The sequence below is a fragment of the Streptomyces sp. NPDC086787 genome (genome assembly GCF_044745865.1).
GTDB lineage: Bacteria > Actinomycetota > Actinomycetes > Streptomycetales > Streptomycetaceae > Streptomyces.
Genome location: NZ_JBIVBC010000019.1, coordinates 80,253 through 101,026 on the forward strand (window position 1 = coordinate 80,253; position 20,774 = coordinate 101,026).

Genomic DNA, 20,774 nt, shown 5'->3' on the forward strand with positions numbered 1-20,774 from the left:
TGTCCGGTCTGCTACCCACTCAGCACGCGCGCCATGCTTCTCGATGTCGCTCGCCGCCAAAGACCACCGGCGAGACGGGGGGACGCATGGCCACTAAGCAAGCCCTCCTCACCCGGGGGATCGATCAGGGCGATCAGGGGTTTGATGCCGCGCTTGCGCAGCAGGCGGCAGTACTTGTGGAAGTCACAGCCCGGTCGGCGTGCACACGCCGGGGTTTGCGGCGGGGGCGTCCCCGAATCGATGGACGGCGTCCAGCAGGGACAGGAGCCGAGTGACCTCGTGCCGCTTGCCGCCGGGGGAGCGTGGCCGCGAGCGAGGCCCGTGACGGTCGACGATCAGGTGGTGCTTCGAGCCGGGGCGAGCACGGTCGACAGGTGAACGGCCGGTGTGATCCCCCTTGATCTACACCGTGGCCCGCCCGTGCCGCGTGCCACCGCTCACGCCTCATGGGCCACGTACACCGCCTCACCTCCCACATAGGTGCGCTCGACCTTGGCCTCCGCGATCTCCTCCGGCAACCCCGCGAACGGATCGCGGTCCAGTACCACCAGGTCCGCCAGCGCTCCGACCGCCACCCGGCCCGTATCGTCCAACCGGTTCACGTAGGCTGATCCGGCCGTGTAGGCCCTGAACGCCTCGGCGAGCGAGAGGCGCTCCCCGGGCAGGAACACCGGCCCGCCGCCGCCCGGTTCCACACGGTTCACCGCGACATGGATGCCCTGCAGCGGATCGGGGCTGCTCACCGGCCAGTCGCTGCCCGCGGCCAGCCGCGCCCCGGTACGCAGGAGCGCACCGAACGGGTACTGCCGGGCGGCGCGTTCGGGCCCGAGGAACGGAATCGTCAGTTCGTCCATCTGTGGCTCGTGCGCCGCCCACAGCGGCTGGATGTTGGCGGTGGCCCCGAGTTGGGCAAAACGCGGTACGTCGTCAGGATGGACAACCTGCAGATGCGCCAGATGCGGCCGGGTGTCGCTCGGCCCGTTGGCGACGCGCGCGGCCTCGATCGCGTCCAGCGCGTCGCGTACGGCCCGGTCGCCCAGCGCGTGGAAGTGACACTGGAAGCCGAGGGCATCCAACTCCGCTACGTATTCCATGAGTTGCTTCACGACGATGAAGCTGGTGCCCCGATTGGCCGTCCCGCAGCCGCACTTGTCGAGGTAGGGCTCCAGCAGCGCGGCCGTCCCGGTCTCCGCGACCCCGTCCAGCATCAGCTTCACGCTGCCCGCCCGGAACCGGCCGTGCGTCAGTGCGTTTCGGCGCTCGACGAGTTCGGGAATCTGCTCGGCGCCGCGTTCCCTGTCCCACCAAAGGGCGCCGGCCACCCGCGCGGTGAGCGAGCCGTCCCGGGCGGCCGTCAGATACGCGTCGGAAGGGTCATCCATGCCGAGGAAGTCGCCGACCAGCGCGTCCTGCCAGGCCGTGATACCGAGCGCGTGCAGATGGCTCTGGGCGTACAGCAGCGCGGCGAGCCGGTCGGCGGCGGTGGCCGACGGAGTGAGACGGCCGACGAGCAGCATCGCTCCTTCCTGGAGCGTGCCGCTCGGGTCTCCCGAGCCGTCCCGGTCGATCCGCCCGTCGGCCGGGTCGGGTGTGCCCCGGGTGATGCCCGCGAGCTCCAGAGCACGGCTGTTGACCCAGGCACCGTGGTGGTCGCGGTTGGGAAGATAGACCGGCCGGTCGGGCACGAGGGCGTCCAGCAGCTCCCTCGTCGGTATACCGCCCTCGAACGCCTCCATCGACCAGCCGCCGCCGAGGATCCACTCCCGCTCCGGATGCGCGGCCGCGTACGCGCGCACGGCGTCCAGCGTCTCCTCAGCGGTGCGCGCCCCGGTCAGATCGCACTGGGTGAGTTCCAGGCCGGCGGGCACGGGGTGGACGTGGGCGTCCTGGAAGCCGGGCACCAGCAGCCGTCCGGCGAGGTCGACCACCTCGGTGCGCGGCCCGGCCAGTTCACCCAGCTCGTCGTGTCCGACGGCGGCGATCCGGTTCCCGGCCACCGCCACGGCACTCGCCGTGCGTCCCTCGGGGGTCAGGACGGGGCCGCCGGTGAAGAGGAGATCAGCGTGCATGTTCTCGTTCCTTTCCATCAGTTGGGGGTTGCGAGCAGATGCGGCGCGTCGGCGTCCGTTCCCTCGCCGGTGCGGAAGTACGGGGAGCGGCGCACCCACTTGGCGTACGCGGCGGCGACGACGCCGGACGCGATCATCGCCAGTGGCATGAGCAGCAGGAACCAGCCGTTGTCCGAGCTGAGTTCCAGGTGGTCGACGGAGGTGTAGAAAGACCAGCCGAGATAGCCGCCGAGGCTCAGGAGCGCGACGGCGCTCAGGGTGGGCAGTACCACGGCCCGCACTCCCTGCCAGAGGTCGGTGCGCAGCAGGGAACGGAAGCGTACGGCGGCGGCGAGCGCGGTCAGCGCGTAGGACAGCGCGACGACGATGCCGACAGCGTTCACGGTGGCCGTGATCATGTCGGCCAGCCGCGGAATCACCAGGGCGAGCGCGGCCACCACGGTGGCGATCGCCCCGATCAGCAGCGTACCGGCCGCCGGTGTCCCGTACCGGGGGCTGACCTTGGACCACACCGGGCCGACGGTACGGTCCCGGCTCATCGCGAACATGCCGCGCGCCGTGGGAATCACTCCGGCCTGGAGCGAGGCCACGGCCGAGAACATCAGGGCCACCAGCGGCAGCGCGGCGAGTGGCTGTGCTGCCAGCCGGTCTCCGAAGTACGCCAGGCCCTCGGCGCCGTGACCGGCCAGTTCCTTCTCGGACAACACTCGCTGGAAGGCGACCGAGCCGAGCAGGAACAGCGCCAGCATCGTCACCAGGGTGATCGTTCCGGCGCGGGAGGCGTCCTCCGGGTCACGGACCTCCTCGTTGACGCTGAACGCGACCTCGAAGCCCCAGTAGCAGAACACGGACAGCAGCATCCCCTGCGCGAGCCCCGACGCCGACGGGATGGCGAAGGGATCGAACCAGGAGAGGCTGAAGCCGTTCGGGCCGGTGACGATGCCGTAGCCGCAGAACCCGAGCAGTACGACGTACTCGAAGACGAGCAGTCCGCTCTGCAACCGCGCCGCGGTGCGGATGCCCGTCACAGCGGTCAGCGTGACGGCGATCAGGATCCCGATACCCACCGCCGTCGACTGTGCCGTCGACCCCGGATCCAGCGCGAGCCCCGCTGCCCGGTGCAGTCCGGCCTCGCCTGCGAGTTGCAGGATGGCCGACCCGGTGACGGCCGTGGTGTAGGCGAGGAACGCGACCGACGCCGTGAGGTTCACCCAGCCGACCATGAAGCCCAGCCACGGGCTGAGGGAACGCCCCACCCACACGTACCCGTTGCCGGCGTTGGGCTCGACCTTGTTCAGCCGGGAGAAGGCTCCCGCGATGCCGAGGATCGGCAGGAACGCCAGCAGCATGATGGCCGGCAGATGGAGACCGACCACTCCGGCCGTGACCCCGAGGCCGATGCCGATGCTGGTGGTCGCGGCCGTGCTGGACGCGGCGACGGCGACGCCGTCCACGACACCGAGAGACTTGCGCAGCTCCTGCCGCTGAGGTGGGTCGACACCGTTGGGCTCTTCCGTCATGGCCAGCTCTCCGCTCGCACCGGGGGGCCTGGTCGGCCCCGGTGACCGCACATGAAACTGCCCACGCTCTTCACAGGTCAACGGTGTTGTCATAAGGTCTCCCGCACACCCGAGGAGGCTCCATGAGTGAACGCGTCGTCCAGCCCTCGGCTCGGCAACGCAGGCGTCCGACGAAGCAGGGCGTCGTCCTGTCCGCGGAATTGATCGTCGCCACAGCCCTCAGGCTGATCGAGGAGCATGGCACCGACGCCCTGTCCGTGCGTCGTCTGGGGCGGGCACTCGGCGCCGACCCCAGCAGTCTGTACCGCTACTTCCAGCACACCGACGACCTGATGCTCGCCGTCGCCGACGAACTGATCGGCCGCACCATGCGCGGTTGGCGGCCCACTGGTGACTGGCTCGCCGATCTGCGCGAACTGGGCCTGCGCATGCACGAGGGCGCCCTCGCGCATCCCCGGGCATCCGTGCTCAGCTCCTACCGGGTGACCGGGCGGGCCTACGAGATCCAGGCCGTGGAAGCCGGTCTGGGCGTGCTGCGCGGAGCCGGTTTCCCCGACGCCGAGGCAGTACGGATCTACCACGCATTCGTCGACCAGGCCCTGGCGTTCGCCGCGCTGGACTCCGCCTCCCTGTCCCTGCCGAGGTCCGCCCGTGAGACCGAGGCGGAGATCTGGCGGGCGACCTACGCCCGCCTGCACGCCGACACCCACCCCAACATCGCGGCGACCGCCCGACATCTGGTGGCCTCCATGCGGGAGAGTTCCTATCCGGCCGCACTGGACCTGCTACTGAGCGCGGCAGCGACTCGGCTCTCCGTCGTGACCGGAGGCGGCGACGGACGGCTGAGGTCACACCAGCCGGGGAAATGAGTCCGCTGACAACGACGAAGTCGACATGTCAACTGCGACTGACCACCTCCGCACACTTCCGTGAATACGCGTCCCCGGACCAGGTCAAGCTCCGGGCCATTCCAGGACCAACGACCCTCGCCCCCTTTCCCGAGTGGCTGTGCCGCTGGTCAGCCGCGTGACATGTGTTCCACCCGCAGACGAAGAACCTCCTGGTGTCGTACTCACCGAAGAAGCCCGGGTTCTTCCGGGGGCCCGAAAAGGGCGTCTGACCACGAGGATGGCACGCGGCTCGCGCGTAGGAACCCGCGCAACCTCCCGTCGCTGCCCCGCCCCCGGCCCTCCCCGTCGGACCAGGGGCCTGAGAACCCCTGGTCCGACCAGCCATGCTGCCTCGTCGTCAGCTCGCCGCACGTTTCCGTGAGGACAGGTATAGACGTCCGAAGAGGGGGTACTCACGCATCGGCGCCCGGCCGCTTGACGGTCTAGCCGATGTTGACTGCGTACCTGGGAGGGGACACGCCATGACGGGCACGACGGAAGTACACACGCAAAACAGCCCTCTGCCCGAGGTCACAGACCCTTCCCGGGTCGCCCCCCGAGATGCCCGGGAACTCTCCAGACTGTTCTTCGGCCAGTTGCAGGCGCTGGAGGAGGGCACACGGGAGTACAGCTACGTCCGTAACACGCTGATCGAGATGAACATGACCCTGGTCCGCTTCGCGGCCGGCCGGTTCCGCAGCCGCGGGCCGGAGGAGATGGAGGACATCGTCCAGGTCGGCATGATCGGTCTGATCAAGGCGATCGACCGGTTCGAGCTGTCACGGGAGGTGGAGTTCACCTCCTTCGCCATCCCGTACATCGTCGGTGAGATCAAGCGGTTCTTCCGCGACACCACCTGGGCGGTGCACGTGCCCCGCCGTCTGCAAGAAGCGAGGGTCCAGCTCGCCCGTGCCACGGAGGAACTAAGCAGCCGACTGGGCCGTACCCCCACGGCCCGGGAGCTCTCGGAGCTGATGAGCCTGCCCGAGGAAGAGGTCCACGAGGCACGCCTGGCCGCGAACGGCTACAACTCCGCTTCCCTGGATGCCGCGATCAACGGCGGCGAAGACGGCGAGAGCGCCCTGCAGGACTTCCTCGGCATTGAGGACCAGGCCCTGGAACTGGTGGAGGACTTCCATACGCTCGCCCCGCTGATCGCCGAACTCGACGACCGGAGTCGGCAGATCATCCACATGCGGTTCGTCGAAGAACGCACCCAGGCACAGATCGGCGAACAACTGGGCATCTCCCAGATGCACGTGTCTCGCCTGCTCTCCCGCTGCATCGGCCGTCTGCGCGATGGCATGCTCGCCACCAGCTGAAGACCGGAACACGCGATGTCCGCCGCTCCACGGCGGACATCGCGCTGCTTCGCCGAGTCCGGCTACGCCGACCCACCCTTTGGGTGGCCGGGCCCCGCAGGGGGTGTCGTGTTGCGGAGACTGTGGGTGGTGTCGTTGAGCTGGTAGAAGCGCAGGTCGCCGATGGTGCCGCCCTCGCGGCCGGCACGGACCTGCCGGTCGCCGGCCAGGTCCGGTTGGTGCAGTGGGACGGCGTCAAGTTGTGCGCTGATGAGCTGAGCACCGAGCAGAACGGCTTGGCGCCGGCCACTCTCTCCGTCAGGGTCGTCTCGGCTACTGACGCTTCACCGTGCCGGGCGAGGTGGCTCCGTCGCGGCCCGGGAGTCTCCCTGCGCGATTCCCGCGGCCTCGGGCCACAAGCCCCGCTGAGCGCGGGCACGGTTGTGCGAGTGGTCGGGTTGCGACAGTACAGTGAACTACGGCAGGTGGGACCCGACACGGTCCAGACCCTGCCACCCCACCCGAAGCGGTCCTTGACCTGGGACCAGGGCGCCGAGATGGCCGCACACCACTCCTTCAGTGTCGCTACGGACGTGCCGGTCTACTTCTGCGATCCCGGCAGCCCCTGGCAGCGAGGTTCGAACGAGAACACCAACGGCCTCCTGCGGCAGTACTTCCCCCAGGGCAGCAGAGCCTGACCGGCCACACGCGCGACCACCTCGACGCAGTCGCTGCCGAGCTCAACAGCCGCCCACGCAAGACGCTCGGCTGGGAAACCCCAGCCGAGCGTCTGTCTAAACTGCTCGCCACCACACGTCAGTGATCACGTGTTGCAATCCCCGGAATTCGCCTCATGGCCGGGCCCTACGCGTGAGAACGGGTCGCCTGAAGTCACCATCGATACCAGCGGCCACGCCCGCCGCCGGTGGTGGTGGAACGCATCACGAAGCCCAGCAGCCACAGCACCAGCACGGCCAGGGCCACCCACCAAAGGATCTTGACGGCGAAACCCGCGCCGAAAAGGATGACCGCGAGAAGAAGAACAAGAAGCAGGGGAACCATAGTTATCAACCTCCTGCGGCTCCGTCTGCCCTGCACATGCGCCTCCAATCCCAGGATTCACCTTGTTTGTGTAGGGAAAACCGGGGCACGAGCGGCTTTACCGCGACAGCGGCACCAGAACTACGAGGAGGCGCATTCCATGACTGCCGGCGAGAAGGCCAAGGCGAAGACCGAGCAGGCCGAAGGCAAGGCCAAGGAGGCGCTGGGCAGCGCTCTCGGGAATGACCGCATGGCCGCCGAGGGTCAGGCGCAGAAGAGCGTCGGCGATGCCCGTGAGGCGAAGGAGAAAGCCAAGGACGCCTTCAAGCACTGACGCCCCCGCATTCGTCGAGGGCCTTCCCGGAACACATCCGGGAAGGCCCTCGCTTTGTTGCGGAACGGGCCCGGAGTCAGGGCTGGGTGGCGGAGTGGCTGTCGGGGTGGAGTGGGAAGATCTGATCCAGACCGACGATGCGCAGGACGCGCAGGGTAGGGGCGGGGACTGCGGCGAGTGCGATCTCGGCCTGGGCGGAGTGGGCGTGGTTGCGGGCCGCGATCAGGGCGGTGAGGCCACTGGAGTCGCAGAAGTCCAAGCCGGCCAGGTCCACGACGAGGCGCTGGCCCGGCTGGAGCAGGATGGTGGTGAGCAGGTCGCGCAGTTCGGGCGCGGTGGTGTGGTCGAGTTCGCCGGAGATCTGCAGTACGGGACCGGTGGCGGCGTCTCGGGTAGTGATCTTAATCGGGCTCATCGTGGTTTCGTCGTCTGGGAATGAGCGGCGCTAGCACCGAGGGCGAGGAGGGCGGTGTCGTCGTCGAGGCCGTCTCCGAAGCCGTGCAGCAGGCTGGTCAGGGCCTGGATCAGGGCGTGCGGCGGACGGTCGGCGTGCTGGGCGGCGAAGGCGAGCAGGGCTTCGTCGCCGAACAGGGTGGTGCGGTCCTTGCCGGTACGGGCTTCGGTGATGCCGTCGGTGTAGAGCAGCAGCGTGTCGCCGGGTGCGAGCACGGTGGTGGCGGTGGCGAAGCGCGCGGAGGGCAGGATGCCGACCAGGAGTCCGCCCGGGGTGGGCAGGAAGTCGGCGGTGCCGTCCTGTCGGACGACGAGGACCGGTGGGTGTCCGCCCGAGGCGAGGAGGGCCGTGACGTTCCCCGTTGCCGGGTCGGGTTCGAGGGTGCCGAAGACGGCAGTGCAGTAGCGCGGGTCGCCGCTGCCCGCGTAGCGCTCGTGGAGTGCTGTGTTGAGGGTCGTCAGGGCGGCGACGGGATCGGGGTCGTGGAGGGCCGCGGCGCGCAGGGTGTAACGGGTCAGTGAGGTGAGCGCCGCCGCCTGGGGGCCTTTGCCGCAGACGTCGCCCAGGAAGAAGGCGAAGCGTTTGCCGTCGAGGGGGAAGACGTCGTAGAAGTCGCCGCCGAGCCGGTCGGGATGGGCGGTGTGGTAGTAGGCGGCCGTCTCCATGCCGGTGACCGGCGGGAGAGTGTCGGGCAGCAGTGACTGCTGGAGCGCGGCCAGGGCGTCCTGCAGTCGGGCGCGGTCGGCCTCCGCCTGCTTGCGTGCTTCCTCGGCCGACTTCCGGCCGCGCAGGAGTTCCTCCTCGTAGGCACGGCGGTCCCGGGCGTCGAACAATGTGGTGCGGATGAAAAGCGGCTCGCCGCTGCTGCCGTGCTTGACCACGGAGGAGACCAGCACCGGCATGCGGTCGCCGTTTGCCTGTTTGATCTCCAGGGCTATGCCGCTGATCTCGCTCCGCATGCGCAGCAGCGGAGCGAAGTGGGTCTCGTGGTACAGCTTGCCGCCCACGGTCAGCAGGTCGGTGAACCGTGTCAGGCCCACCACTGCCTCACGCCGAAGGCCGAGCCAGTTCAGCAGGGTAGTGTTGATCTTCGCGATGGTGCCGTCCATCAGCGTGGACAGGTATCCGCAGGGCGCGGACTCGTACAGGTCCTCGGCGCTGTCCTCCAGCAGTGCGGCGAAGGCTGCCGTCTCCGTTACGCCGTCGTCGGCGTCGGGCGGATCGGGCTGGTGCCCGGTGCTGCACATCATCGCAAGCCCGCCAGGAAGGTACGGATGGCTGCGTTGGTTGCCTCGGGTGCGGACAGATGCGGGCAGTGCCCGGTCGCATCGAGAGTCACCAGGGTGGAGCCGGGGATCGCCTGGTGGACGAAGGCTCCGACCTCCCGGGGGGCGATGGCGTCCTGGGTGCATTCCAGGACCAGCGTCGGCACCCGCACGCCCTTCAGACAGTCCCTGGAGTCCGACAGAAAGGTGGTGCGGGCGAAGACGCGCGCCATGTCCGGGTCGGTGGCGCAGAAGCTGTTCGTCAGCTCCTCCCCCAGCTCGGGCCGCTCCGCATTGCCCATGATCACGGGCGCCATCGCCGCCGACCAGCCCAGATAGTTCGCCTCGAGCGAGGCCAGCAGCTCGTCGATGTCCTCGGCACTGAACCCGCCCCGGTAACCGTCGTCATCGAGGTACCGCGGCGAGGGGGCTACCATCACCATGGCCCCGATCCGTTCCGGCGCCATGTCCGCGGCCAGTACCCCGATCATCGCGCTGACCGAGTGCCCCACGAACACCGCATCGCCCAGCTCGAACGCTTCGCACACCTCCACCACGTCCTGGGCATACCCGTGCAACGAGGCGTACCGATCCTCCGAGAAGGCGGCCGGATCCGCGCGCCCGGAACCCACGTAGTCGAACAGCACTACCCTGTAGTCCTCGGCCAGAGCAGGCACCGTCAGCCGCCACATGTTCTGGTCGCAGCCGAAGCCGTGCGCCAGCACCACCGTCCGCCCCTGCGGATTGCCGACGACACTGACGTTGTTCCTGCGGCCGATATCCATCCGGTCAGTGTTGCAGCCCCCCACTTACTGGCAGGTCATGGCAGGGGACTCACTCCCCCGGCGCACCCGCCGCCTCCACAAACATCACAGGAGAATCACCCGCAAACCCCCGCGTTTCGGAACAGTCACCCCAGTATGACCGGTGACGCAGCTCATACGACGACCGATCTCCCGGGCGGCACCCTGTCTGCGTGCCAGGCGGCCGCAATCGGTGCGCGGAGCGCGGTCGCTTGGCGGATGTCGAGCATGCCTCCAACCGCGTGGGCCGCTGGCCGACATGAAGTCACGGACCTACCGCCTGCGGTCCTGGGGTGGCCGGCCTCCTTGCGTGCACGGGGGCGAAGTTGTCGCCATGCGCGCGATCTCCGAAAGGACAGTGCACGTCCCCCCTGCACTATCAGGTCTTGATGATCACAGTCAGCGGCGAGGTGGACTTCGTAGACGCGGAGGAGTCCGCGGCAGCACGGGACGTGACCGACCGGCCGACTGCGGACCCGTTGGTGGGTCGTCTTCGCCGACAGCACGCTCGCTTCTCGTTGCCACGCACCGTCATGCGACAGGCAGCCTCGACCGGAGTGTCCTGGTCGACGAGTTCGCGGGCACGAGGGGCGACCTCCAACTGGTAACGGGAGTAGCGGCGGTGGCCGCCCTCCGAGCGTGGAGGACGAGGGCGACGGCACGCTGGTTCGGACCGTCGCCCCTGTGACCAACCGCGGGGAGGCCACCAGGCTCCTCGAACTGCTCCTCCCCCGCGGCGCCGGACGCGGAGCGATCTCGAGTTCACCGCCTGGCGCGTCCTGCACACGGACCGCAGGTCGGACGATCCGACTGGAGGGAAAGCCTCCCGCCTGGACGAGCGTCTGAACGTCGGCTCCTCCAAGCTGCACGGCCGCGGCGCAGGACATGCGGCTCCCGTTCCCGACGACGCTTGAGCGACTGAGGTCAGGAAGTCCGGGCCGATGTCGCACCGCCCCGGGCCTCTGCAGATCAGGCGCTTGTCCAGGTGAGCGGCAGGGCCCGCACGGGCGAAGGCCACCGGACGCGGCGCGGGTGCTCCCTCGGGCCGGTCTGGGAGGTCAGGCCAGGTTGATGTTCTCGGCCTGTGGACCCTTCTGGCCCTGGGTGACATCGAACGTCACGGCCTGGCCCTCCTGGAGCTCACGAAAGCCTGTGGAGTTGATCGCTGAGTAGTGCGCGAAGACATCCGGGCCGCCGCCATCCTGTGCGATGAAGCCGAAGCCCTTCTCCGCGTTGAACCACTTCACAGTTCCCGTAGCCATGGTCATGCCTTCCAGTCGACGAACGCCTCCCACTCCATGTGGCAGACGGAGGTGATCGCCCTGGTCCCTGCGGCAAGCACAGCAAAACGCCCACACCAGAGGCATGAGCGAGAGGGAACTCCGAACCACGACAGCTGACGCAGACGCTACACGCCCACACGCCGCGTCACCAGAGGAAGTGATCACGCCGCACACAGACCGTGCACGGGTGCCCGCCGACGCCGACGGGCACGCTCATCTCATGTTGCTGACGTTGGGTTCGCTGATTCGGCGGCACGGCGATATTCGGCGTTGAGGCGCTGGGCTTCCTCGAGCTGGTCTTCGAGGATGACGATCCGGCAGGCAGCCTCGATGGGGGTCCCATGGTCGACGAGTTCCCGAGCGCGGGCGGCGATGCGCAGCTGGTAGCGGGAGTAGCGACGGTGGCCGCCTGCGGAGCGCAGCGGGGTGATGAGGCGGGCTTCGCCGATGGCGCGGAGGAAACCCTGTGTGGTGCCGAGGATCTCGGCGGCCCGGCCCATGGTGTAAGCGGGGTAGTCGTCGTCATCGAGACGGCCGAACGTGTCGTCTGCTGTCATTGCACCTCTCTGTGGAACGCGTCGAGGGGCCCTGGCGCCGTACTGGCACCAGGGCCCCGAAGGAACTACTACACCATCTGCCGGCCCTGATACTGCACCGGCCCTCTGTTTCCGCAAACCCGACCGACGTGCTGTCGGGGGCGCGGGGATCGCGATTGCTTGACCGGAGACCACCTCACTACCGATGTCCTGCGGTACCCGGGTCCAAGACCTTTACCCGGGCGATCCTGATGGCGCTCGGCTCCTCCATTCTTCCCTCTTGATCAACTATTTGCGTACTGCTGCCCGGCAGTTCATCTCTGCCGCGCTCGCTCGATCTCGGCTACGAGAGAAACCATAACCGCACTGCCGCCCAATGTCTACTTCAGCTGGAATAGATTTTCGCGCGCTCGAAGATGAGGTAGTCCGTTTCGGTCTGCTCGACCGGTCCGTGGACGGTTCAGGCAGCTCAGAGGCTCAGTCCGGCGCTCGCAGTGGCCCACTCGCCGCGCGGCACGCCGGTGGCTGTGACGTCGCCGACCGAGCCGGCGTGCCGTCGGCGGGCACCGGCCAACACTGCGTCGAGAAGAACACCACCGGTTGACGCTCCTGCATCTGCCTCAGCCACGCGAGGGTCTGCTTCCTCGTCCCAGGGTCGACTCTCGCCGTGCCGCCTGCCGAGGCGGACAGCGTGGTCTTGTCGCGTCCGAGCTCCACCAATGCCCTGCGCCACGGCACGGCCGCTGCCGGACATGCGCACCCCTGACCCGGACGGCGGCACCGGGGGCTTCGGCTGGCCCCCTGGTCACCCGCCTCGCCGACGCCCAGGCAGTCACCCGCCGGGCCTCAGGCGGCAAGACCGTGAGCGTCTGCCCTGCCCGGTAGCGTCACTGCTCAACTCACGCGGCCGGATGGCGCCAGCGAATACGGTCCACTTCGCGTCGAAGCCCGACAAGCTGCTCGTTGACGCATCTGCACTTCCATGTCGCCCGGATCCTGCGGGGCGCGGTCGGGATCCCGGAGACAGGCGGGATGTACCCGGTTGCGATCCAGGACGTCAGCGCCTGAGCCATGGGCGACTTCAGCCATTCCGACCACTGAGCGGCAGCGACGGGCGTCGGCCGCACGCAGTGTGGGCCCGATCGGCGTACCGATAGGGCCCACACCGCTGTTCAGGTGTCGGTTCGCGCCTGTTCTCGGGGTCAGACGGCTACGGGGGTGCCGAGCATCGAGGAGGCGTGCTGCATCGGGCTGAGAACACCCCGGGGCGCGGCCTTGGGGGCGGCGCGGCAGGTGAATCCGAGCTGAGTCATGGCCCGCAGGACTTCGAGGGCGCTGAAGTCACGGCGGTCCTGGCGCGTGACGACCTGGCCGACCTGCTTGAGGGGATAGTGACGACGGCCGATGATCACCGAATCGCCGGTAACCGGTTCGGGCTTGACGCCCTTCATCGATTCCAGCACGCCACGCTTGGTGAGCTCGAAGGGGAAACGGGCGATGACGCAGCGCATGGAGCCTCACAAGGGAGAAGGGGAGAACCGTCCGACCAGCGTGCGGCGGCTCAGCGGGAGAGGGCGAGGACGCCCAGGGCGCTGCCTCTGCCCGTCGGCCACCGGCAGGGCACCGAGCCCACGGGTGCGCAACACGTGCTCGGCTTCGGCCGTCGTGGTCACGGGTGAGGTGAACGAGCCGTGGTCGCCGAGGATGTCGCGCAGGCGGACGCGGTCCGTGTAGGCGGAGCTGTCGCGGACGGTGGTGAGGTCGGTCCGGGTGACCAGGCCGGTACGCTGGTCGTCCTGGTCACAGACGACCAGTCGGCTCGTGCGGGCTGCGGCCATGACGGACAGCGCAACCTCGACGCTCATGTCGTCACAGACCTGCGGTCCGGCCGCGTCCACGACCTCCTCCGCCGTCCTGTGCACGGGGCCGGCGCTCGCCGGGCGGGGCTGCATCTGAACCAGCGTCAAAAGGTGCCTCCTGCAGAGATGGTCAGCTTCTTGATCACGAGGTCCTAGGCCGCCGCGCCGAAGACCGGCTTGCGTACGGGCGCGCGCCGGGTTGCCGAAGAGGAGCGGCGCCGACCTCGGGAGGTGGTGCTGCGCTTGGGGCGTTCGGCCACCGGTGCGGTGATGACCACCGGGATGCCGGAGGGGGCCTGGGCACCGGTGATCCGGCGCAGGGCCTCGTCGCCCGAGTGGATCTGGGTGGTCTGCGGCCGGATCCCGGCGTCCAACATGAGGCGCACCATACTGCGGCGCTGGTTCGGTGTGACGAGGGTGACGACACTGCCGGACTCGCCGGCGCGGGCGGTACGGCCGCCGCGGTGGAGGTAGTCCTTGTGGTCGGTCGGCGGGTCGACGTTGACGACGAGGTCGAGGTTGTCGACGTGGATGCCGCGCGCCGCGACGTTGGTCGCTACCAGCACGCTGACGTGCCCCGTCTTGAACTGCGCCAGCGTGCGGGTGCGCTGCGGCTGCGACTTGCCGCCGTGCAGCGCGGCGGCGCGTACTCCGCTGTTGAGGAGGTCCTGGGTCAGCCGGTCGACGGCATGCTTGGTGTCCAGGAACATGATCACCCGACCGTCGCGAGCTGCGATCTCGGTCGTGGCGGCGTGCTTGTCAGCGCCGTGGACGTGCAGGACGTGGTGCTCCATCGTCGTGACCGCACCGGCCGAGGGGTCGACCGAATGCACGACGGGGTCGGTCAGATAGCGGCGCACCAGCAGGTCGACGTTGCGGTCCAAGGTGGCGGAGAACAGCATCCGCTGCCCCTCCGGACGCACCTGGTCGAGCAGCGCGGTGACCTGCGGCATGAATCCCATATCGGCCATCTGGTCGGCCTCGTCCAGCACCGTGACGCTCACCTGGTTCAGGCTGCACTCGCCACGGTCGATGAGGTCCTTGAGCCGGCCAGGGGTCGCCACGACGATCTCGGCCCCGCCACGCAGCGCGACCGCCTGCCTGCCGATGGACATGCCACCCACCACCGTGGCCAGCCGCAGCCTGACGGAGCGGGCATACGGAGTGAGCGCGTCGGTCACCTGCTGCGCCAGTTCACGCGTCGGTACGAGGATCAGCCCCAGCGGCTGGCGGGGCTCAGCACGCCGTCCGGCCGAACGGGCGAGCAGGGCGAGGCCGAAGGCGAGAGTCTTGCCGGAACCGGTGCGCCCGCGGCCCAGGACGTCACGGCCCGCCAGGGAGTTCGGCAGCGTGGCGCCCTGGATCGGGAACGGCACGGTCACGCCCTGCCTGCCGAGTTCGGCCAGCAACTGCTCGGGCATGCCGAGATCGGCAAAACCCTCAACGGCAGGAAGCGCGGGGGTGATCGTCCTGGGCAGCGCGAACTCTCCCTGCACCGGGGCGGGCCGACGGCCGTAACCGCCGGAACGGGCAGGCCCGCCGGAACGGCGCGGTGCCGGCGAGCCGGAGCGACTGCGGCCCTTCCCCGCGTCGGCACCGCCCTGACGGGTGCGGGCGGAGAGGTCATTCGTACGGGTGCGGTTCATGCGGAACCTTCCTCGATGTGGCACATATCAAGGAATTCCCGCAGCGACGAGCGGCATGGAGAATTACAAGTATGGACCGGTAGCAAAAGAAAGAATCTGGCCGACGGAAATGTCCGGGGCGCACGTTCTGAAATGAGAGACGCGATGGAGGCGTAAGATCCGGGCGTCGGCTGCGGTGCAGCTCCTCAGGATGCGCCTGCATCTCCGGAGGAGGAGTCGCGCGTGGCGGGACTGCGGATTCCTCCGAGTCGTCCCACGGGTGAAATCACCGCGGGAGATGCGTGTAGCCGGACCCCGCACCCCGAAGGATGCGGGGTCCGGCTACAGATGGTGCGTGAGCGTCAGGCGGGAACGATGTTCTCGGCAGTCGGGCCCTTTTGGCCCTGCGCGATGTCAAAGTTCACCTTCTGGCCTTCGAGCAGCTCACGGAAGCCCTGCGCCGCAATGTTCGAATAGTGGGCGAACACGTCGGGGCCGCCACCTTCCTGCTCGATGAAGCCGAAACCCTTTTCCGCATTGAACCACTTCACAGTACCAGCAGCCATGTCATATCTCCTTTGGGGCAGTGCATCGGCATCCACACTGCGCGAACGCCGTGTCGCCGCAATGATTACCCCGACCGGAAATGACCGGAAATACAGAAGCGCTCCCGACCCGGCAGATGCCTGGTGGGGGCACTTGAAGTTTTGGGAACCACAACTGCAACCGAGATCGACACTAGCACGCCGGAACGACCCGTGTACGTTGAATAATTCCGCTCCGCTCTTCGCGGCAAAAACTCCCATTGCGCGATCCTTCAAAATCTGACGTCCCGGACACAGACATTGATTCACTCGAAGTACAACGTTTCAGGAAGGAAGACGGTGCCGTACAGGGTGACCGGATGCGCAGCACGGTGCCCTTGTCCAGGTTGTACACCCAGACCGCCCGCCCCGTCGTGGATCGTCCGCCCCTGGGAGCCCGGTGAAGTTGGGGCGGCCGACCACGCCGAACCCGGGCCACCGGCCTGGTCGAATCGACGACGTCGCCTTCACCGACCGCGGCGGCACCCTCCTGGCCGCGATCAAGGCCCGTGCACACCGTGGTGACAGAAGGTGTCGCCCCCCTGTCGGGCCGGGTTCAGGACACTGTTCGGATCAATTCGGATCACCCTCGCCGCCCGCCTGACCCAAGGAGTCGAAGACGTCGTCGCAGTCAACTGTCGGCTCACCGCAAGCGACTCGGCGTACCCATCCTGGGACAGGAGCGGATATGGTGGATATGACCCGCCGGTAGGTTCTTAGTGCCGACCGGACCTGGAGGGAAGCGGTGACCGGCTCCGGTGAACCCCATGTCCGTCTGCCCGACCTCCAGCTGAAAGAGCTGCAGGGGCAGATCAACGCGGCCCGCGGCAGCCGGGACCGTGTGCACGGTCTGCTGGCAGCGGTCCTGTCCGTCGGCAGGGAGCTGGAACTGGAGCACGCCCTGCACTCGGTGGTCGAAGCCGCTGCGGAGCTCGTGGACGCCGAGTACGCCGCTCTCGGCGTCATCGGACCCGACGGCTCCCGGCTCTCGGCCTTTCACACGGTAGGCATGAGCGAGCAACAGATCTCAGCGATCGGCCCCTTCCCAGAAGGCCACGGCATCCTGGGTGAACTGATCCGAGACCCCCGTCCGCTCCGGCTCGCGAAGATCGCCGGTCACCCGGCCTCATACGGCTTCCCGCCGTCCCACCCGCCCATGAACAGCTTTCTCGGTGTCCCCATCCGGATTCGCGGCCAGGTGTTCGGCAATCTGTACCTGACCGAAAAGCGAGGCGGCGCGGAATTCGACGAGGCAGACGAGGCGGTGCTCACCACTCTGGCCGTGGCGGCCGGTGTGGCCATCGACAACGCGCGGCTCTACGAGGAATCCCGGCTGCGCGAGCGCTGGCTACGCGCGAACGCGGAAATCAGCCATAGCCTGATGGCCGGAACCGACCGTGTCGATTCGCTGGCTCTGATCGCCGAGCGCGCGCGGGAGATCTCGGCTTCGGCGCTCGCAGCAGTTGCCCTGCCGGTGGAGAGCACCGGGTCTCTGACCGTGGAAATCGCCGTCGGTCTGGACGCCGAGGCACACCGGGGCCTGGTGCTGCCCCTGCGGGGAAGCCTGATGGGGATGGCGTACACCACGGCAGCCCCGGTCAGTAGCGAGGACGTGTGCCACGACGATCGGATCAATCCCGAGCCGCCGCGTTTCGGCGGCCTCGGCCCTGCCGCTGCCGTTCCGATCGGCACGGGCGGAGGAGGCGTGCGGGGGGTGGTCCTGGTGGCTCGGGAGGCAGGACGGCCGGGTTTCCTGGAGACGGAGACCGAGATGCTCAAGGGCTTCGCGGTCCAAGCCGCCATCGCAATGGAACTGGCCGAGCGCAGGCAGGACGCCCAGCAGATCGCGGTGCTGGAAGACCGTGACCGCATTGCACGCGACCTGCACGATTTCGCGATTCAACGGCTGTTCGCCGCGGGGATGACCTTGCAGAGCGCGGGCCGCTTCATCGAGCACCCTCAGGCATCGGAGCGGGTGCTGCGGGCCGTGGACGACCTGGACGAGACCATCAAGATCATCAGGTCAACGATCTTCGGCCTTCGGACTCCTGCGGAGACGGAGAGAGGCGGCAGCGGCTTGCGGGCGGACCTGGTCCGTGTGGTCGGTGAGTCCGCACCCCTGCTGGGCTTCACTCCCAGTGTGCACATGGAAGGTCTGGTGGACACCGACGTGCCGCCCGACATCGCCAACGAGGTGATGGCCGTGCTGACCGAGGCGCTCACCAACGTGGCGCGGCACGCCCACGCCGACCGGGCTCAGGTACGCCTGACGGCCGCCAACCGCGAGGTGCGCCTGCAGGTGTCCGACAACGGGGTGGGCCTCGCGCCCGGTGGTCGGCGAAGCGGCCTTCGCAACATGGCCGAGCGTGCGGACAGGCACGGCGGGGGGCTCGAGCTGACGCGTCCGGACGGCGGCGGTACCACGCTGGAATGGCGCGTCCCGCTGCCGGCCGAGTAGCCCGCCCAGCGCTGCGGAGATGGGCTGGCGCCGTGCGCGAGCCCCGGATGCCCCTTCTCGCCCATGCAGCTTCGGTTTCGCGGAGGCGGAAGCCGTACTTGATCGCGACAGCACTGAAACGCACGCCAGGCCGACCGGCCCTTGGCAAGGACCGAACGGCACTGGGGAGAAGCAGCACGGCGAACGACACTGGATCAGACAGGAGTGGCACCGGTTCCACAGTGTTGCTCCGTAGCGCACGGTGCCGCGGCAAACGCGCCTGGTACGGCATCCGAAGAGATGCGTCTCGCGTACACGAAGAGAGCAGCCATGAGCCGTGAAGGCAGTGCAACGGGTCGGCGCATCGAGCTGGACCGGACCAGAGCGTTGAGCCTGCTGGGCACTGTTCCCCTGGGAAGACTTGTCTTCACCCGACGGGCTTTGCCAACTATCCGCCCCGTGAACCACATCGTGGACGGCGGTGACATCGTGATCCGTATCCACGAGGACGCGGCGGTGGCCTTGTCGACCCCACCCGACGGCGATGGAGTCGTCGTCGCCTACGAGGCCGACTCCATCGACGCGGACACGCACGCCGGCTGGAGCGTGGTGGTCACCGGCTACGCCCGCCTGGTAACTGACACTGCCGACCTCACCCGCATTCGGGGTCTGCTGGAGCCCTGGATACCGCGGCAGGAGATGGACCACGCGGTCCGAATCCGCCCCGAACTGGTCACGGGGGTGCTGCTCACCGGGACGGAGAATCAGCAATAGCACAGCGACTCTTCTACCGCCAAAATGAGTTTGCTCAGAGGTCAGGGGTGGGGGACCACAGCGACTGGGGGCGTGGAGTGATGCAAGACGGCATGGGTCACATGGCCTATGTGCGTGCCGAAGGGGTTGGTACGGATACGCCGGCCGACGACCACCAGGGATGCCTGGCGCGACGAATCAACGAGGATCTGCGCAGCGACTCCGCACCGGCTCGCCTCGACGACCTGCACGGTCGGGAACTTCTGGCGCCAGGGCAGGAGCACCTCGGTCAGAGCCTTGGCTTTACTGTGCGTGAGCGAGTCGTACAGCTCGGTGCTCCCGTAGTAGCGGTAGAAAGAGGAGGAGGGAGGCTCGCTCCACGCGGACGCGACCCGCAGTGACGCGTCACGGCGCGCTGCGGCGTCGAACGCGAACTCCAGGAGAGCCTCGTCCGGAGCGTCAAGGCCGAGGACGACAGGCCGGCAGGGCCCGGTCTCGGCCGGCGCACTCGGTGCGTCCGCCTGGTCTTCCTCGGCGGGGTGCTCACCGGCTCGGACCAGCACCACGGGACATCCGGCACCGGCGACGGCGGACAGACTGACCGAGCCGAGGAGAAGGCCGCCGATCCCACCGAAACCGCGGGAGCCCAGCACCAGCAGCTCCGCGGACTCGGCCGCCACGAGCAGGGCTTCGGCAGGTTCCCCAGGCAGCTGATCAACGATGATCTCGACGTCGGGATGTCGAAGCCGTAGTGCGTCCACAACATTGACGGTCATTCCGTCTGTCCAGCTCTGCAGGGTTTCACCGCCGAGCTGAGGGGCTTGAGCCACCAGCGCGGGAATCGGCTCCCAGACGTGGACAGCCCTCAACGGCAATCTGCGCAGCTGGGCCTCGCGTGCTGCCCATCCGGCGGCGGCACGGCTCTCAGGCGAGCCATCGACACCCACCGTGACGGTGCGGATCATCGTCTCCACCTCCCGGACAGCAGTCGTATCTCCAGGGTGGGAGCGTTCGGCTCACGGCGTCAGGGGCCGCACGACCCCATCCAGGTCCGAACGACCCGGAGTGTTTCTCGGGACGGCTGCTGTAAAACCGGCAGCAGGACACTCGGAGCCGCAGGACCCGATTTCGTGCGGCACGAAGCCCGAACGACTACCTCCGGGGGGCCTGGCGGTCCCTGGCTCACACTCCACTACCGGTACATCCTGAGAAGAGAGCCGTCCGACGTCCGAGATTCGTGGAGCTCACCATGTACGGCAGAGTGCACATCATCAGCGACGTCATGACGCACACGGTCGCCGCCGTCGGACAGCGGGCGCCCTTCAAAGAGATCGTGCGGCTGATGCAGGAATGGCAGGTCAGCGCCCTGCCCGTGATCGAAGGGGAAGGGCGGGTAATCGGCGTGGTCTCCGAAGCCGACCTGCTGCCCAAAGAAGAACTGCGCGACAACCCCGAGGACGCCTACGCCCAGGCTCGCGGACCCGGCGTCACAGCGAAGGCCCGAGCGGATACCGCAGCCGACCTGATGTCCTCGCCCGCCATCACCGTCCGGCCGGGCGACACCCTCGCGGCGGCGGCGCGGATCATGGCCCGTGCCGGAGTCAAACGGCTGCCCGTCGTTGACGAGACCGGACTGCTGGAAGGTGTCGCCAGCCGAGCCGACCTGCTCAAGGTGTTTCTGCGCGACGACGACAGCATCGCGGAGGAAGTACGACGGGAGATCGTTTCCTACCTGTTCCCCCCGCCCACCTCGGCCCTCCAGGTGGATGTCCACGACGGGGTCGTCACACTGACGGGCCGCATCCGCGACACCGCCCTGGTCCCGGTGGCCGCCCGCCTGGTACGGGCCGTCGAAGGGGTGGTGGACGTGCAGTTCGACCTGGCCCGCGACGACCGCACAGTCACCGGGGCCGGTCGGCCCTAGTTGTATTGACCCGCAGGGTTGTTGACACGGCTGATGGGTGGTTGGCCTCCGAGTGCGGTGTGGCAGCGATGGTAGTTGTAGGTGTGAAGGAAGTCG

At 68.2% G+C, this 20,774-nt stretch carries 18 protein-coding genes and 5 pseudogenes; 7 read left to right on the forward strand and 16 right to left on the reverse strand.

Annotated features, from left to right (window positions below; all coding sequences use genetic code 11):
* Positions 1 to 128: 128 nt before the first annotated feature.
* From ACIPK3_RS30510 to ACIPK3_RS30520, 3 genes and pseudogenes are all read right to left on the reverse strand, one after another.
* Positions 129 to 396 (reverse strand): annotated as a pseudogene (locus tag ACIPK3_RS30510) (IS5/IS1182 family transposase); the annotation flags it as partial.
* Between the two features lie 41 nt (positions 397 to 437).
* The gene (locus tag ACIPK3_RS30515) at positions 438 to 2,069 is read right to left on the reverse strand and encodes an amidohydrolase (RefSeq protein ID WP_402574884.1); all 1,632 of its coding nucleotides are present in this window, start codon (positions 2,067 to 2,069) and stop codon (positions 438 to 440) included.
* A gap of 17 nt (positions 2,070 to 2,086) precedes the next feature.
* Positions 2,087 to 3,589: an APC family permease gene (locus ACIPK3_RS30520; protein ID WP_402574886.1), complete on the reverse strand. Its 1,503-nt coding sequence runs from the start codon at positions 3,587 to 3,589 to the stop codon at positions 2,087 to 2,089.
* A gap of 122 nt (positions 3,590 to 3,711) precedes the next feature.
* On the opposite strand from ACIPK3_RS30520, the gene ACIPK3_RS30525 reads away from it, so the two are divergent.
* From ACIPK3_RS30525 to ACIPK3_RS30535, 3 genes and pseudogenes are all read left to right on the forward strand, one after another.
* Positions 3,712 to 4,458: a TetR/AcrR family transcriptional regulator gene (locus ACIPK3_RS30525; protein ID WP_402574888.1), complete on the forward strand. Its 747-nt coding sequence runs from the start codon at positions 3,712 to 3,714 to the stop codon at positions 4,456 to 4,458.
* A 503-nt stretch (positions 4,459 to 4,961) separates the two neighbouring features.
* Complete coding sequence (locus tag ACIPK3_RS30530) at positions 4,962 to 5,801, forward strand: RNA polymerase sigma factor SigF (protein ID WP_402574890.1); 840 nt, start codon at positions 4,962 to 4,964, stop codon at positions 5,799 to 5,801.
* A gap of 479 nt (positions 5,802 to 6,280) precedes the next feature.
* A pseudogene (locus ACIPK3_RS30535) lies at positions 6,281 to 6,603 on the forward strand (IS30 family transposase); the annotation flags it as partial.
* Between the two features lie 68 nt (positions 6,604 to 6,671).
* Here the strand turns inward: ACIPK3_RS30535 and ACIPK3_RS30540 are convergent.
* Positions 6,672 to 6,842 carry a hydrophobic protein gene (locus ACIPK3_RS30540; protein WP_069783483.1) on the reverse strand — a complete coding sequence of 57 codons (171 nt, stop codon included), beginning with the start codon at positions 6,840 to 6,842 and terminating at the stop codon, positions 6,672 to 6,674.
* A 139-nt stretch (positions 6,843 to 6,981) separates the two neighbouring features.
* Between ACIPK3_RS30540 and ACIPK3_RS30545 the strand changes: the two genes are divergently transcribed.
* Complete coding sequence (locus ACIPK3_RS30545) at positions 6,982 to 7,155, forward strand: CsbD family protein (RefSeq protein WP_402574892.1); 174 nt, start codon at positions 6,982 to 6,984, stop codon at positions 7,153 to 7,155.
* Positions 7,156 to 7,231: 76 nt separating this feature from the next.
* Here the strand turns inward: ACIPK3_RS30545 and ACIPK3_RS30550 are convergent, their stop codons facing one another.
* From ACIPK3_RS30550 to ACIPK3_RS30595, 10 genes and pseudogenes are all read right to left on the reverse strand, one after another.
* Entirely contained in the window at positions 7,232 to 7,570 is a 339-nt protein-coding gene (locus ACIPK3_RS30550) for an STAS domain-containing protein (protein ID WP_402574894.1), read from the reverse strand.
* The gene (locus ACIPK3_RS30555; RefSeq protein ID WP_402574919.1) at positions 7,567 to 8,856 is read right to left on the reverse strand and encodes a PP2C family protein-serine/threonine phosphatase; all 1,290 of its coding nucleotides are present in this window, start codon (positions 8,854 to 8,856) and stop codon (positions 7,567 to 7,569) included. The genes ACIPK3_RS30550 and ACIPK3_RS30555 overlap by 4 nt, the downstream gene beginning before the upstream one ends.
* Complete coding sequence (locus tag ACIPK3_RS30560) at positions 8,856 to 9,659, reverse strand: alpha/beta fold hydrolase (protein WP_402574896.1); 804 nt, start codon at positions 9,657 to 9,659, stop codon at positions 8,856 to 8,858. The genes ACIPK3_RS30555 and ACIPK3_RS30560 overlap by 1 nt, the downstream gene beginning before the upstream one ends.
* 397 nt (positions 9,660 to 10,056) lie before the next feature.
* Positions 10,057 to 10,323: pseudogene (locus ACIPK3_RS30565) on the reverse strand (hypothetical protein); the annotation flags it as partial.
* Positions 10,324 to 10,735: 412 nt separating this feature from the next.
* The gene (locus ACIPK3_RS30570; protein ID WP_030052720.1) at positions 10,736 to 10,939 is read right to left on the reverse strand and encodes a cold-shock protein; all 204 of its coding nucleotides are present in this window, start codon (positions 10,937 to 10,939) and stop codon (positions 10,736 to 10,738) included.
* 239 nt (positions 10,940 to 11,178) lie between these two features.
* Positions 11,179 to 11,517: a MerR family transcriptional regulator gene (locus ACIPK3_RS30575; protein WP_402574898.1), complete on the reverse strand. Its 339-nt coding sequence runs from the start codon at positions 11,515 to 11,517 to the stop codon at positions 11,179 to 11,181.
* A 1,181-nt stretch (positions 11,518 to 12,698) separates the two neighbouring features.
* Positions 12,699 to 13,007, reverse strand: coding sequence for an SCO5918 family protein (locus ACIPK3_RS30580; RefSeq protein WP_402574900.1), 309 nt, complete (start codon positions 13,005 to 13,007; stop codon positions 12,699 to 12,701).
* Between the two features lie 50 nt (positions 13,008 to 13,057).
* Positions 13,058 to 13,463: pseudogene (locus ACIPK3_RS30585) on the reverse strand (CBS domain-containing protein).
* A gap of 44 nt (positions 13,464 to 13,507) precedes the next feature.
* Positions 13,508 to 15,001: a DEAD/DEAH box helicase gene (locus tag ACIPK3_RS30590; protein WP_402574902.1), complete on the reverse strand. Its 1,494-nt coding sequence runs from the start codon at positions 14,999 to 15,001 to the stop codon at positions 13,508 to 13,510.
* Between the two features lie 341 nt (positions 15,002 to 15,342).
* Positions 15,343 to 15,546, reverse strand: a complete 204-nt coding sequence (locus tag ACIPK3_RS30595; protein ID WP_267058905.1) for a cold-shock protein — start codon at positions 15,544 to 15,546, stop codon at positions 15,343 to 15,345.
* 763 nt (positions 15,547 to 16,309) lie between these two features.
* Here ACIPK3_RS30595 and ACIPK3_RS30600 point away from each other — a divergent pair.
* Both ACIPK3_RS30600 and ACIPK3_RS30605 read left to right on the forward strand, forming a co-directional pair.
* On the forward strand, positions 16,310 to 18,022 hold the full coding sequence (locus tag ACIPK3_RS30600; RefSeq protein WP_402574905.1) for a GAF domain-containing protein: 1,713 nt from the start codon (positions 16,310 to 16,312) through the stop codon (positions 18,020 to 18,022).
* A gap of 309 nt (positions 18,023 to 18,331) precedes the next feature.
* Positions 18,332 to 18,775 carry a pyridoxamine 5'-phosphate oxidase family protein gene (locus ACIPK3_RS30605; RefSeq protein ID WP_402574907.1) on the forward strand — a complete coding sequence of 148 codons (444 nt, stop codon included), beginning with the start codon at positions 18,332 to 18,334 and terminating at the stop codon, positions 18,773 to 18,775.
* Between the two features lie 41 nt (positions 18,776 to 18,816).
* Here the strand turns inward: ACIPK3_RS30605 and ACIPK3_RS30610 are convergent, their stop codons facing one another.
* Positions 18,817 to 19,719: a universal stress protein gene (locus tag ACIPK3_RS30610; protein WP_402574909.1), complete on the reverse strand. Its 903-nt coding sequence runs from the start codon at positions 19,717 to 19,719 to the stop codon at positions 18,817 to 18,819.
* Positions 19,720 to 20,003: 284 nt separating this feature from the next.
* Here ACIPK3_RS30610 and ACIPK3_RS30615 point away from each other — a divergent pair, with 284 nt between their 5' ends.
* Positions 20,004 to 20,678, forward strand: a complete 675-nt coding sequence (locus ACIPK3_RS30615) for a CBS domain-containing protein (RefSeq protein ID WP_402574911.1) — start codon at positions 20,004 to 20,006, stop codon at positions 20,676 to 20,678.
* Here the strand turns inward: ACIPK3_RS30615 and ACIPK3_RS30620 are convergent.
* A pseudogene (locus ACIPK3_RS30620) lies at positions 20,675 to 20,774 on the reverse strand (IS481 family transposase); the annotation flags it as partial. The gene ACIPK3_RS30615 and the pseudogene ACIPK3_RS30620 overlap by 4 nt on opposite strands.